The 12663-nt window shown below is 69.1% G+C and carries 16 protein-coding genes; 5 read left to right on the forward strand and 11 right to left on the reverse strand.

What is annotated here, in order from left to right; translation table 11 throughout:
• The first annotated feature begins 5 nt into the window (after nucleotides 1-5).
• The 3 genes from FB475_RS09185 to FB475_RS09195 are packed head-to-tail and all read left to right on the forward strand — an operon-like array spanning nucleotide 6 to nucleotide 2328.
• Nucleotides 6-401 carry a GntR family transcriptional regulator gene (locus FB475_RS09185; protein WP_141854378.1) on the forward strand — a complete coding sequence of 132 codons (396 nt, stop codon included), beginning with the start codon at nucleotides 6-8 and terminating at the stop codon, nucleotides 399-401.
• The gene (locus FB475_RS09190; protein WP_141854380.1) at nucleotides 398-1276 is read left to right on the forward strand and encodes an ABC transporter ATP-binding protein; all 879 of its coding nucleotides are present in this window, start codon (nucleotides 398-400) and stop codon (nucleotides 1274-1276) included. Before FB475_RS09185 ends, FB475_RS09190 begins: the two co-directional genes overlap by 4 nt.
• On the forward strand, nucleotides 1273-2328 hold the full coding sequence (locus FB475_RS09195; protein WP_141854382.1) for an ABC transporter permease subunit: 1056 nt from the start codon (nucleotides 1273-1275) through the stop codon (nucleotides 2326-2328). The genes FB475_RS09190 and FB475_RS09195 overlap by 4 nt, the downstream gene beginning before the upstream one ends.
• On the opposite strand, the gene FB475_RS09200 is transcribed toward FB475_RS09195, so the two are convergent.
• From FB475_RS09200 to FB475_RS09210, 3 genes are all read right to left on the reverse strand, one after another.
• Nucleotides 2294-3613 carry an APC family permease gene (locus FB475_RS09200; RefSeq protein ID WP_337678201.1) on the reverse strand — a complete coding sequence of 440 codons (1320 nt, stop codon included), beginning with the start codon at nucleotides 3611-3613 and terminating at the stop codon, nucleotides 2294-2296. The genes FB475_RS09195 and FB475_RS09200 overlap by 35 nt on opposite strands.
• Nucleotides 3570-4094 carry a hypothetical protein gene (locus FB475_RS09205; protein ID WP_141854386.1) on the reverse strand — a complete coding sequence of 175 codons (525 nt, stop codon included), beginning with the start codon at nucleotides 4092-4094 and terminating at the stop codon, nucleotides 3570-3572. Before FB475_RS09205 ends, FB475_RS09200 begins: the two co-directional genes overlap by 44 nt.
• A 76-nt stretch (nucleotides 4095-4170) precedes the next feature.
• Nucleotides 4171-4716 carry a hypothetical protein gene (locus tag FB475_RS09210; RefSeq protein WP_141854388.1) on the reverse strand — a complete coding sequence of 182 codons (546 nt, stop codon included), beginning with the start codon at nucleotides 4714-4716 and terminating at the stop codon, nucleotides 4171-4173.
• 75 nt (nucleotides 4717-4791) lie between these two features.
• Here FB475_RS09210 and FB475_RS09215 point away from each other — a divergent pair, with 75 nt between their 5' ends.
• The gene (locus FB475_RS09215; protein ID WP_141854390.1) at nucleotides 4792-5073 is read left to right on the forward strand and encodes a hypothetical protein; all 282 of its coding nucleotides are present in this window, start codon (nucleotides 4792-4794) and stop codon (nucleotides 5071-5073) included.
• Here the strand turns inward: FB475_RS09215 and FB475_RS09220 are convergent.
• From FB475_RS09220 to FB475_RS09240, 5 genes are all read right to left on the reverse strand, one after another.
• Nucleotides 5070-5906, reverse strand: a complete 837-nt coding sequence (locus FB475_RS09220; RefSeq protein WP_141854392.1) for a class II fructose-bisphosphate aldolase — start codon at nucleotides 5904-5906, stop codon at nucleotides 5070-5072. The two genes, FB475_RS09215 and FB475_RS09220, sit on opposite strands and share 4 nt — an antisense overlap.
• Nucleotides 5907-5914: 8 nt before the next feature.
• Nucleotides 5915-6829 (reverse strand): 1-phosphofructokinase family hexose kinase, encoded by a 915-nt coding sequence (locus tag FB475_RS09225; RefSeq protein WP_141854394.1) that lies wholly within the window; start codon nucleotides 6827-6829, stop codon nucleotides 5915-5917.
• Entirely contained in the window at nucleotides 6817-7947 is a 1131-nt protein-coding gene (gene nagA / locus FB475_RS09230) for an N-acetylglucosamine-6-phosphate deacetylase (RefSeq protein WP_141854396.1), read from the reverse strand. The genes FB475_RS09225 and nagA overlap by 13 nt, the downstream gene beginning before the upstream one ends.
• The gene (locus tag FB475_RS09235) at nucleotides 7944-8894 is read right to left on the reverse strand and encodes an ROK family protein (RefSeq protein ID WP_238332045.1); all 951 of its coding nucleotides are present in this window, start codon (nucleotides 8892-8894) and stop codon (nucleotides 7944-7946) included. The genes nagA and FB475_RS09235 overlap by 4 nt, the downstream gene beginning before the upstream one ends.
• A gap of 104 nt (nucleotides 8895-8998) precedes the next feature.
• Nucleotides 8999-9634 (reverse strand): TetR/AcrR family transcriptional regulator, encoded by a 636-nt coding sequence (locus FB475_RS09240; RefSeq protein WP_141854398.1) that lies wholly within the window; start codon nucleotides 9632-9634, stop codon nucleotides 8999-9001.
• Between the two features lie 238 nt (nucleotides 9635-9872).
• Here FB475_RS09240 and FB475_RS09245 point away from each other — a divergent pair, with 238 nt between their 5' ends.
• Nucleotides 9873-10583: a hotdog family protein gene (locus tag FB475_RS09245; protein WP_141854400.1), complete on the forward strand. Its 711-nt coding sequence runs from the start codon at nucleotides 9873-9875 to the stop codon at nucleotides 10581-10583.
• On the opposite strand, the gene FB475_RS09250 is transcribed toward FB475_RS09245, so the two are convergent.
• From FB475_RS09250 to FB475_RS09260, 3 genes are read right to left on the reverse strand one after another with little or no spacing between them, the layout of a single operon-like run.
• Nucleotides 10580-11185, reverse strand: a complete 606-nt coding sequence (locus FB475_RS09250; RefSeq protein ID WP_141854402.1) for a CGNR zinc finger domain-containing protein — start codon at nucleotides 11183-11185, stop codon at nucleotides 10580-10582. The genes FB475_RS09245 and FB475_RS09250 overlap by 4 nt on opposite strands.
• 4 nt (nucleotides 11186-11189) lie before the next feature.
• Entirely contained in the window at nucleotides 11190-12167 is a 978-nt protein-coding gene (locus tag FB475_RS09255; RefSeq protein ID WP_141854404.1) for an SPFH domain-containing protein, read from the reverse strand.
• Nucleotides 12167-12457 (reverse strand): hypothetical protein, encoded by a 291-nt coding sequence (locus FB475_RS09260; protein WP_141854406.1) that lies wholly within the window; start codon nucleotides 12455-12457, stop codon nucleotides 12167-12169. The genes FB475_RS09255 and FB475_RS09260 overlap by 1 nt, the downstream gene beginning before the upstream one ends.
• Nucleotides 12458-12663 lie beyond the last annotated feature (206 nt).

The raw sequence follows: 12663 nt of genomic DNA on the forward strand, positions 1-12663 counted from the left end.
AACTGATGATCGAGTTCCATCTGGACGGCCGGTCGGGGGTCTCGCCGTACCAGCAGATCGTTCAGCAGGTCCGGAACGCCTTGCGGCTCGGACTGCTGCGTGAGGGGGACCAGTTGCCGACCGTGAAGGACGTCGTCGCGGCGCTGGCGATCAACCCGAACACCGTGCTCAAGGCGTACCGCGAGCTCGAGCACGAAGGCCTGGTCCAGGCTCGCCCCGGGCGCGGCACGTTCGTCACCCGGACCCTCACCGACCACTCGCTGGCCGCCCACGGCCCGCTCCGCCAGGACCTGCGCCGCTGGCTGGCCAAGGCCCGCAAGGCAGGCCTCGACGACGAGAGCATCGAGGCGTTGTTCCTGACAACCTTTCGGTCCGCCTCTCAGGAGGAGCACATAGCATGACGAGCGTTCTGCAGGCCCATGGGCTGGGGAAGAAGTACGGGCGGCGCTGGGCGCTGACCGATTGCGAGCTGGAGGTTCCGGCCGGGCACGTGGTCGGACTGGTCGGGCCGAACGGGGCCGGCAAGAGCACGTTGCTGAACCTTGCCGTCGGCATGTTGTCGCCGAGTGCGGGATCCGTCGAGGTGCTCGGCGCCGCGGCCGGGACACAGCAGGCGAAGGTCGGGTACGTCGCGCAGGACACGCCGACGTACGGGCGGCTGACTGTGGCCGACCACCTGAAGCTCGGCGCGCGACTCAACCCGGCCTGGGACGAATCCCTTGCCCAGCAACGGGTTCAGCACCTCAAGCTCGACCTGAAGCAGCGGGCCGGGCGGCTGTCCGGTGGCCAGCGGGCGCAGCTCGCGCTGACCCTCGGGCTGGCGAAACGGCCCGAGCTGCTGATCCTCGACGAGCCGGTGGCGGCGCTGGATCCGCTGGCCCGGCGCGAGTTCCTGCAGGACCTGATGGAGGCGGTCGCCGAGCAGGAGCTGAGCGTCGTACTGTCCTCGCATCTGGTGTCCGATGTCGAGCGGGCGTGTGACTACCTGATCGTGCTGGTCGATTCGCGCGTTCAGGTGAGCGGCGAGATCGACACGTTGCTCGCGACGCACTTCCGGATCACCGGCCCGCGACGCGACCAGAAGGACCTGCCGCGCTACCAGCACGTCGTCACCGCGAGCCACACCGACCGGCAGTCGACGTACCTGATCCGGACCGAGCGGCCGATCCACGATCCGGCCTGGACGGTCAGCCAACTCACGCTCGAGGACCTGGTGCTGGCCTACATGGGCCGCGACGTCCAGCCCGAGCGCCCGGTCCTGGAGGTGCAGCGATGATCTGGCTGACCTGGCGGCAGTTCCGCGTCCAGTTCCTGGTCGTGGCGACGGTGATTCTGGCCGCGCTGATCTTCCTCGCGTCGACGGGTCCTGGCCTACTCGACGACTACCACCGATCGACCACTACCTTCATTCAGAACCTCGGGTACCAGCGGCTGAACCCCGTGCTGTACCAGGTCGGAATCGTGCTGCTGTACGCCGTACCGCCGGTGATCGGCGCGTTCTGGGGCGCGCCGTTGATCGCCCGCGAACTCGAGACCGGCACCCACCGGCTGGTGTGGAGCCAGAGCATCTCGCGGTGGCGCTGGCTGGCCACCAAGCTCGGCCTGACCGGGCTGGCCGCGATCGGCATCGCCGCGTTGCTCAGCTTCGCCGTCACCAAGTGGTCGGCCCCGATCGACGACGCGATCGCCGCGGGTCAGAACTCGAACATCTACCTGCCACGGATGTTCCCGCTGCAGTTCGGCGCCCGCGGTCTGGTACCGGTCGGGTACGCCGCGTTCGCGTTCGCCTTCGGTGTCGCGATAGGGCTCGTCATCCGCCGAACCGTGGTTGCCCTGGCGGTCACTCTGACGGTGGTGATCCTCGTGGAGATCCTGACGCCGTCGCTGATCCGGCCGCACCTGCTGGCGCCGACGCAGTCCTACGTCACGGTGACGCAGGACAACATCCGCGGCTTCGGGATGACTGGTCCGAACGGCTCGGTCACGCGAATAGAGGTGGCATCCGGGGATGCGGGGGCCTGGAAGTTCTACGACCGGACCATCGACAAGAGCGGCAAGGCGGTGAGCTCGCTGCCGAGCTGGGTCGTCGACTGCGCGCCGACCGCGCCGCCGCCGGGGAACGGCACCGTGTCCTCGCAAGCTCAGGCGTCGCCCAAGGCTGCTGCCTGCTACCAGCGGCTGGCCGATGAAGGTTACCGCCAGCACCTGAAGTACTTCACGGCAAGCCGCTTCTGGGATCTGCAGTTGCGGGAGTTCGGGGTCTTCTTCGCGGTCGCGTTGCTGCTCGCCGGGTTCAGTTTCTGGCGGATCCGGCGCGACCTGTCCTGAACCGCCGTACCAGCAGGCCGGCTGCCAGGACTGCTGCGGCGACCACGGCTGACGTCCACGGGAGGGTGACCGCGAGGACGACGCAGCCGGTCAGGCCGAGGACGTTGACCGCGCGCGGCCAGCGGCGTTGGTCGGCCGGTTGGGTGAACGCGGAGGCGTTGGCGATCGCGTAGTACAGCAGTACACCGAAGGACGAGAAACCGATCACTCCTCGGAGATCGGTGCTGAGGACCAGGACCCCGACCACCACGGCGAGCGCGAGCTCGGCGTGGTGCGGGACCTGGAAGCGGGGATGTACGGCGGCCAGCCAGGACGGCAGGTCGCGGTTGCGGGCCATCGCGAGCGTCGTACGGCCGATGCCGGCGATCAACGCGAGCAACGCGCCCAGACTGGCCAGGGCGGCGCCGATCCGGACGACCGGTACCGCCCAGGCCGCACCGACGGCGTCGACCGCGGACGCGAGGGGCGCCGCGGTCGACGCGGGGTCGCTCGTCCTCAGTAGCGCGAAGGCGACGGCGAGGTAGATGCCGATGGCAATCACCAGCGCGATGCCGATGGCGCGCGGGATGGTGCGAGCCGGTTCGCGTACCTCCTCGCCCATGGTCGCGATCCGCGCGTAGCCGGCGAACGCGAAGAACAGCAGCCCGGCGGACTGCAGCACGCCGTACGCCGAGGTGCTCGCTGTGCTGTGGTGGGTTGGGTGGCTCGAATACAAGACGATCAACACGATCGCCAGCACCACCAGGGTGCAGGTGACAAGCACTCTGGTGAGCCGGGCCGTCCTGGTGACACCGCGGTAATTGACCCCCGCCAACACCACCACCGCCACCAGCGCGACCACCCGCTGAACCCAGTGGTTGGGCACCACGTACGTGGCGAACGTCAACGCCATCGCTGCACACGAGGCCGTCTTCCCGATGACAAAACACCAGCCGGCCGCAAACCCCCACCACTCCCCCAGGCGCTCCCGCCCGTAAACGTACGTCCCACCCGACACCGGATAAACCGCCGCCAACTGAGCCGAAGCCACCGCATTGCAATAAGCAACAACCGCAGCGATGACGAGCCCCACCAGCAGCCCGGACCCCGCCGCCCGAGCCGCAGGCGACCAAACAGCAAACACCCCAGCCCCCACCATCGACCCCAGTCCGATGACCACCGCATCCCCCACCCCCAACCGCCGAGCCAGCCCACCCCCGGCTGAGGAGGACTGGTCGGCTCCGACCTCAGGTGCGGTCATCTCAGTTGGTTTCTGCCAGGGCCTGGGCGATTTTCGCTTCGGCATTGGCTACGGCCTCCTTGGGGGCTTCGGGTAGGACGTTGGCCCAGAGGGCCAGCATCTCGCGTTTGGCTTCGAGCATGCCGAGCGGGCGGGGGAAGAACCAGATGTGGAAATGCGCGGAGCCGTCACCCCACCGGTAGACGTGGACCCGCGCGATGTCACCCAACCCGAGGATGGCTCGCTCGATCCGGGCGACCACCGGGGCGTAGCTGTGCAGCAGGTGGTCCGGCAGGTCGGCGAACGAGTCGTGGTGCGCCCGGCTGGCGAGCCACACCACCCCGGGGATGGTGACGCCGGTCGCGCGGCACAGCGCCCAGTTGTCGTCGTACCAGATCGGCTTCTCGTGGTCGGAGTGTTCGAAGTCGGCCAGCCAGTCACACAGGCCGCAAGGGGCGCCACCGGGCTCGCCGGCGCGCGGCGGTTCGGGGATCACCCGGGGCTGCGGTGCGAGGGCGACGAGCGGTTCGGCGTACGGAAGAGTCATGGTGATCTCCTGCGCAAAGACGACGATGATGCGATCAGTGAAACATGCCTGTTGCAGGAAATGCAACAGGCATGTTTCACGCCTCGACGACTCCGCGCAGCACCAGATCGAGGGTCAGCCGCCGCGCCCGCGACCGCGACCAGTGGTGCCGCCCGCGCATGTGGACGTACGTGAACGCCGCCGACACCAGCAACACCTCCGCGACGTCGCTGATCCGCCCGTGCGGATGCAACGTCCCGTCCGCCTCGCCTTCGCGCAGGAACCGCTCGAAGGGATCCAGGAACGACACCGGCCCGTTCCGCGCCTGCTCCTGGTGGAAGACCAGATCCGACGACAACATCAACGGCAGATGCCGATCGATCACGTCGAACAGCGCCTCGAGCGTGCGGATCAGCCCTTCCCGCCCGGTACCGGAGCCGGCCAGCACCGGCCACATCGTGTCCCGGTAGTCGTCGGCCAGCGCGTCCAGCAGCGAACTCAGCAACGACTCGACCGTCAGCCCCTGCCGCCACAGTGTGACCCGGGACCGCCCGACCTTCTCCGCGACGCGCTCCAGCGTCACGCCGGCCCAGCCGTGCTCGGACAGTACGGCGATGGTCGCCGTACGCAGCGTCTCGTCCACCCGCGACCCCTTGCCCTTGTGCAACATGGTCGTTGCATTGCACCATGACTGTACCAACAGCGAGGAGGGCCGGGCGTGGACGTCCCAGGTCGGGGTGGCGCGGGCAAGGATCGGACCGAGCTCCGGGTGCAGCTCACCGCTCAGGAACGCACCGGGCTGACGGCGCTCGCCGCCGGGCTGCGTGGTGTGGCCGAGTCCGACCTCTCCGAAGAGGACGCCCTGGTCGCGGCGCTCGAGCTGGCGCTGACCCGGCTGATCGACGACTTCGAAGTACCGGACCCGGTCGCCCGGGAGGAGGTCCAGCGGGCGCGCGACGACCTCCGCGCGCACTGGATCCGCGGCGCGGCGACGCTCTAGACAGCCTTCAGCACTCCGAGCAGCCGAGCGACCTCGGCGGCTACCGCGTCACGCGCGGGGCCCAGGTACTTGCGGGTGTCCACCAGCTTGGGGTTGTCCGCCAGGACTTCGCGGACGACCCCGGTGAAGACGTTGTTGAGGTGCGTCGCGATGTTCACCTTGGTCATGCCGGCCTCGACTGCCCGGGTGAGATCGGCATCGGCGACGCCGGACGAACCATGCAGCACCAGCGGAACCGGGACGATTTCCTTCAACTGTGTGATCAGGTCGAAGTCCAGGGTCGCGGTTCGTTCGGTCATGGCGTGCGAGGAGCCCACCGCGACTGCCAGCGCGTCGACGCCGGTGGCCTCGGCGAACGCGAGCGCCTCGTCCGGGCGGGTGCGGGCGCCGGGGGCGTGGACGCCGTCCTTGCCGCCGACCTCACCGATCTCGGCCTCGACGAACACGCCGTGGTCGTGGCAGAACGCCGTCACCTCGGTCGTCGCCGCGACGTTGTCGGCGTACTCGAGCTTCGACGCGTCGTACATCACCGAGGTGAAGCCGAGCGACACCGCCTCGGTCACCAGGCCGCGGTCCATCGCATGGTCCAGGTGGACGACGACCGGCACCTTCGCGTCGGCCGCGGCGGCCAGCGTCGCGACTCCGATCGGCTTGAGCGCGCCGTGGTACTTCACCGCGTTCTCACTGATCTGCAGGATCACCGGCGCACCGGCCTGCTCAGCGCCCGCGATCAACGCCGTCGCGTGCTCCAACTGGATCACGTTGAACGCGCCGACCCCACGACCGGCCTTGGCCGCAGTCAGAACCACCTCGGCACCGGACACCAACGGCATGAGTTCTCCTAATTCACAATTACTTGCGGCTGCCACCGACGGTAGGCAGCCAGATCGATGTCTCCGGCAACGGGCGTCAATACAGCGGCCGCGGACGCCGCGACAGCAGACTTGAGTACGAGGGACCAGTCCGGCTCCGGCGCTTCCGCGACAGCGGCCGCGACCACCGCCGTACACGCATCCCCCGCACCAGTGGGGTTTCCGCGCACCGTCTCGACCGGCAGTGCCCGCCAGACGCCCTTCTTGCTCGCGGCAACCATCCCGCGCGGCCCGTCGGTGATCACGGCCGCGGTCGCCCCGAGCGCGACCAGCTCCGACGCGCCGTCCTCGACCTCCACATCACCCACAGCGGCACGCAATTCGGCAGCATTCGCCCGCACCACCGCACCCGCTCCGGCGGCGGCCTTCAAGGCCTCTCCCCCGACGTCGATCACCGACAGTACGTCGTGATGCCGCGCGCGCACCGCGAGCTCCGCATAAGCGTCAGCCGGAATCCCCGGCGGCAGACTGCCCGAACACGCGAGCACTCCGAGCCGCCCCCAAGGCATCCGGTCCCCGAACGCCCGCCACTCGTCCGGCGACACCGCCGGACCGGCCTCGTTGAAGATCGTCGCGTCCCCGTCCACATCGTTGACGATGGCAACGGTACGGCGGGTCTCACCGGCGATCGGGGTGAGCAGCGCGGTCAGGCCCGCGTCGAACAGCTCCTCCGCGACCAGCTCACCGGTCACGCCACCGACGAAGCCCAGCACCAGCGCGTGGTGCCCGAGCGTCGCGGCGACCCGCGCCACGTTCACGCCCTTACCGCCGGCCCGCCGCCGGATCCGGTCGACGCGGTGACTGCCGCCGACCCGCAGTTCGTCGACCTCGTACGTCACGTCCAGCGCGAGGTTGAGCGTGACGGTTCCGATCAATCCAGCCACGACCCTGCCCGCATCACCTTCTGGACTGTGTACTCGTCGTCGAGCAGCACCAGGTCCGCCCGCTTCCCGGTCTCGATCGAGCCCACGTCGTACCAGCCGAACGCCTGCGCCGGAGTGGTCGACGCCATCCGGGACGCGTCCACCAGCGAGGTGCCGGCCTGCACCGCGTTCCGGAACGCGACGTCCATGGTCAGCGTGGAACCGGCGATCGAGTGGCTGCCGTGCGCGAGCGTCGCCAGACCGTCCGTGACGTCGACCTCGAGGCTGCCGATGTGGTACCGGCCGTTCGGCATGCCGGTCGCCATCATCGCGTCGGTGATCAGCGCGATCCGGTTCACCCCGGCGGCCGCCAGCGCGACCCGGACGACCTGCGGGTCCAGGTGCATGCCGTCGTTGATCACCTCGAGCAGCAGCCGTTCGTCGTTCAGCGCCGCGCCGACCGGACCCGGGTCACGGTGGTGGAACGGCCGCATCCCGTTGAACAGGTGGGTGGCCACGGTCGCACCGGCGTCGGCACCTGCGACCATCTGTTCGTACGTCGCATCGGTATGCCCGAGCGCCGCGACCGCGCCGGCGTCGACAACCTGGCGGATCGCGTCCAGCCCGTTCTCGAGCTCCGGTGCGATCGTCACCATCTTCACCGCGTCGCTGAGCACCTTCGCGACGTCGTCCTTGAGCGGCGGCCGCAGCAACGACGGCTCGTGCGCACCGCAGCGCGCCTCGGACAGGAACGGTCCTTCGAGATGGACGCCCGCGATGACGCCGTCGGTGATCAACTCCGCGAGACACGCGGTCTGCTCGACCAGGTCGTCGAGCGTTGCGGTGACGAGGCTCGCCATCGTGGTCGTCGTACCGTGCTCGGCGTGGAAGGCCGCGACCTTGCGCGCTTCCTCCGGGTCGGTCGTCGAGTACGTCGACCCGCCGCCGCCGTGGGTGTGGATGTCGACGAACCCTGGAACGACGGTCACGTTGCCGAGGTCCTCGGGCCGCTTGCCGTCGGCCGGCATCCCCTCGGACCGGCGGCCGAACGCCCGGATGTCCGCACCGTCGACCTGGATCCAGGCGTTCTCCAGCACGTCGTCCGGCGTCACCACCCGGCCCACCCGGTACGTCGTCATGCCGTCTCCTCCTCATGCGCGCGGTCCCAGGCCATCTGCGCGGCGCCGAGCATGCCGGCTTCCTCGCCGAGCACCGCCGCCACGATCTCCGGCTCGCGCTGGAACGTCAGCCGCGCGTGCACACCTTCGCGGAGCGGCTGCAGCAGCGTCTCGCCGGCGCCGATCAGACCGCCGCCGATGGCGATCCGGGTCGGCGCCACCAGTGTCGTGTACAGCACCAAGGCGTCGATCAGCGCGGCCAGCGCGTCCTTCCACACCGACGCGGCGTCCGGGTCGCCGGCCGCCAGCAGCTGCATCACCTCGCGCGCGCCGTCGACGGTCCGTCCGGTGCGCGCGGTGTACCGGCGGGCCAGCGCGGCCGCGGACGCGACCGTTTCGAGACAGCCCCACTGCCCGCACGCGCAGAGCTCGGCGGCGTCGCCGTGGATGAACTTCGAGTGACCGAGTTCACCGGCGTACCCGTCGCCGCTGACCAGCGATCCGTCCACGATCATCGCGGCGGCGATCCCGGTCCCGAGCGGAAGGAACATCGAGTTCGTGGTCCCGGCCAGGGCCCCCTGGCGGAACTCGGCGTACCCGCCGGCGCGGACGTCGTGGGCGAGCACGATCGGCACGTCCGTGGCCACCGCTGCCCGCAACGAGGCGAGCACCGGCGTACCGACCCACTCCAGATTCTCGGCGCCGACCGTGCCGTGTTCGGCGTCGATCACGCCCGGTACGACGACCCCGATCGCGCGCACCCGGTGACCCTCGGCGGTCGCCTTCTGGCTGAGCTCGACGACGGTTTCCAGCAGGGCGTCGAGCACGGCGCGGCCACCGTCGCGCGGATCGGCCCGGGGCGTCGGTCTGGTCTCGCGGTGCAGCACGGCACCGTCCGCGGCGACCAGGCCGCATTTCATCCGGGTTCCACCGAGGTCGACGGCAACCACGACTTCACAGGGGTCCACGGAGCGCCATTATGCAGCGTTACCCCCGGGTCCGAACATCCATGAGCAAAACACGGACAAAACCGTGGGCAGGGAATCCACGGTTTCCGACCGTCCAACCTTGCTCAGGAGCGCAGACCCTGGTCGAAGGCTGCGACCAGGAACGCCACCAGATTCTCGGCGAGCTTGCCGGGGTCCTCGGTGTTCCCGTGGCCGGCGGCACCCGGCGGCGGGGACAGGGCTTGCGACTGATGCAGCGCCAGCAGGCCCTGCATGTTCAGGTACCCGAAGGCGACCGCTTCCGGCGACGCCTGCGGCAGCGCCTTGCGGAGCGCGGCCAGGTACCTGCTCTCGATCGGATCGGACTCGGCCGCGTACAGCTCCCGGATCCGGCGGCTCGGATCGAACGCGATCCGGCCGATGAACCGCGCCACCACCGCGCCGCGTTCACCACGTCGCAGTACCAGCTCCAGACCGGGCTCGACGAACGCCCGGATGATCTCCTCGGGCGTCGGCTCGCCGCCCGCTTCCAACTGGTCCAGCCGGCGCCGCCGTTCGGTGTTGACCGGCGCCATCGCGCGCCCGACCGCGGCGCGCAGCAGTGCTTCCTTCGAGCCGAAGTGGTAGTTGACCGCCGCGATGTTCGCGGCCGCCGCGACCGTGATGGCGCGCAGCGACGTGCCCTCGTAACCGCCTTCGCCGAACCGTTGCTCGGCGACGTTCAGCAACCGCTCCCTGGTCGTTTCGACCGGTGTTTCCACAGAGTTCTCCTTCCCCCCGGCTACCGCTCGCTCAGGCACCCCACCTGCTCACGCCCAGTAGCCTGCAGTCAGCATAGTTCAAGCGGTCGTTTGAACAGGAGGGGTCAGGCGAAGTTACTCCGAGAAATCCTCACATTTCCCTGAAACCCTTTCCTTCCCACCGTTCTCACCCTTCACACCTCCACCACGGCCCGTGCCCGAGCGGGTGGGATCTGTGAGTGGGTTAGGCTCGTGCGCCATGACTTTCGTGCGGGTCGGGCGGCGATTCCAGGGGCCGGAGCGGTCGGGCAACGGCGGGTACGTCGCCGGTCTGGTCGGGACCGGAATGGCTGCGGAACTGGCCGGATCGCAGGTGGCCAAGGTCACGCTGCGCATGCCGCCGCCGCTGGAGAAGGACCTCGAGCTCACCTCCGGAAAGCTCACGGACGGTGACGCCGTGGTGGCCGAGGGCGTGCCCGTCGAGAGCGAGTTCCTGGCCGACGCGACGATCGACCCGGTGCTGCCCGAAGAGGCGCGCGCGGCCGAGGCGACGTACCGGGGGCTCCACGATCACCCGTTCCCGACCTGCTTCGTCTGCGGCCCGGCGAACGCGCGCGGCCTGCAGTTGAAGCCGGGCCCGATCGGCAGCGGTCGTACGGCGTGCACCTGGCGGCCGGGGGCCGATCTCGCGACCGACGGACTGGTCGACGAGGTGTTCCTCTGGGCCGCGCTCGACTGTCCCGGTGGGTGGACCATCGACCTCGAAGGACGCCCGTCCGTCCTCGGTCAACTGACCGCGTGCATCGACGCGCGCCCGCAGCCGGGCGAGGAGTGCGTCGTGCTCGGCCGCTACCTCGGCGAGGAGGGCCGCAAGTCGTTCACCGCGAGCACGCTGTACGACGCCGACGGGCGCGTGCTGGCCCGGGCCAAGCACACCTGGATCACGGTCGACCCGGCTGCGTTCAACTAGCGAGTGCGCGCTGCGTGCGCGCGGACCTTGGCGCGGTTGCCGCAGGTCGCCATCGAACACCAGCGGCGCCGGCCCCGCGGGTCGAGGAACAGCCAGCCGCACGACGGGCAGGTCCGGACGTGCTCGCGGGACGGGCCGGTGAGCAGGTCGCCCGCGAGCAGTGCGAGGTTGTAGAGCGGGAGCGCGAGGTCCTCCGGGAGTTCCCAGACCGGTCCGTCCTCGGTCTGCACGAGCCGTCGACGGGCGGCGGCCTTTTCGATCAGGCGAGCCGCCGCGTCGAAGGTGGATTCGGTCGCCTGCCCGGTGAGTACGTCGTACAGGTCGACGCGGAAGCCGAGCGTGGCCTGCAGCCGCCGTACCGCCTCGGTCGGGCTGCTGCCGGCCTGCTCGATCAGGCGGAACGTCGTGGCCGGCGACAGCAGGCCGGCGTAGGAGTTCCAGATCAGGAAGGCCTCGTACGACGTCAGCCACTCGGTCCGGGCCGGGCCACGGGTGGTCCACTCGGACCGGGTGTTGACGAAGTCGAGCACCGGATGCGCGCCGACCGGCTTGGGCAGGACGACGCCCTGCACCAACTCCAGATGGGACGGCAGCGCAGTCATGCCGTTATCTTGCCGGTTCTGTCGGCTGCGTGCCGGGCTGCTGCGTGGTGGTCGGCACCGGGATGCTGACGTTGCCGTTCTGCGGGATCACCATGAACTGGATCTTGCCCGACTCGATCGCGGACTTCAGCAGGTAGCCGTTCGCGCCGAGCAGCTTGACCTGCTGCTGGACCGACTGCAGTTCGACCTGGACCTGCTGGTTCTTCTGCTCCTGCGTGGCCTTCGCGAGCTCGGCCCGCTGCTTGGCCTCCAGCCCGTCGATGATGCCCTTGTCCAGCGGCATCGGCTTCTGGATCGTGAACGACAGCTCACCGCAGTCGTTGCTGCCGTTGTAGCCGGGGCCACAGAAGTAGTCGCCGCCGACCGCGGCCGGCAGCAGCCGGGTGAACTCCTTCGCCGCGGCGGTCTGGAACGCGGACTTCTTCGCCTCGTTGTTGTAGAGCTCGGCCCAGTTGTAGTTGGTCGCGACCGCGGACAGCGCCCGGTCGATCTGCGGGCGGAAGTAGCTCTGCAGCATGTCGTTCCAGCCGCGTTCCTCGTACGCCTCGGTCTTCAGGCCGATCCGCTCGTGGAAGGACTTGATCACGTCCTTGTCCCGGTTCAGCGTGAAGTACACCTGGACCCGGACGCCGAGCCGGACGTTGTCCTTGCTGACCACGGTGACCTCGTCGGCGGCGTCGGTGTCGGCGCCGTCGCCGCCGATGATGTACGAGCGCTGGTCGATCGGGTACGTGTAGACCGTGTCGCCCGGGCCGATCAGCTTGTTCGTCGAACCCGGCGGGATGATCGACTTGAACTTCTTGTCCTCGATCACGCCGCCGCCGTAGTGCAGACCGATCCGGTTCGCGTCGGTGTTGGCGAAGTTGAAGATGCTGAACAGGATGATCAGCGCGATCGCCCCGACGATCAGCCCGCCGATCACCTTCACCTTCGCACTGCCCTTGGGCTTGATCGCGGCGGCCGCGTTCCCCAGTTTTGCCATCAGTCGCCTAGCTCCTTGCGTTCCACCATGCGCCGTACGTCGGCGAGGGTCAGGTCGGCGGTGACCGCGACGTCGCGCGGTACCGACGGATGCGAGGAGAGCGTACGCAGGCCCTGCTCGGCAGCCGCGACCGCCCGCTCGAGCGACCTGACCTCGTGCATCAGCGCCCGGTTCTCGGCGTTGACCTCGGCCAGGGCCTGCTCCGCCTGGGCGGCCCGGCGGTACGACGCCCACGCGAACCACGCGGTTCCGATCAGGATCAGCAGCGGAATCAGGCCCAACTCGATCATGTCCTGATTCTCGTTCATCCCTGGGCGAAAACTGGTTGAACGGCGGTGCGCCCGGCAGTAGGTTCGCAGTACACGCGAAGGGAGGTGGTCCAACGCATGAATTGCTATCGGACTCGTGAGGTGGCGGCGGGCTAACCGCCAACCACAAGTTAGTGGGCAAGTGGTCGGCCAATACAACGCCAGCCACCGGGCCCGCGGGCAGTCAG

Source organism: Kribbella jejuensis, assembly GCF_006715085.1.
Lineage (GTDB): Bacteria > Actinomycetota > Actinomycetes > Propionibacteriales > Kribbellaceae > Kribbella > Kribbella jejuensis.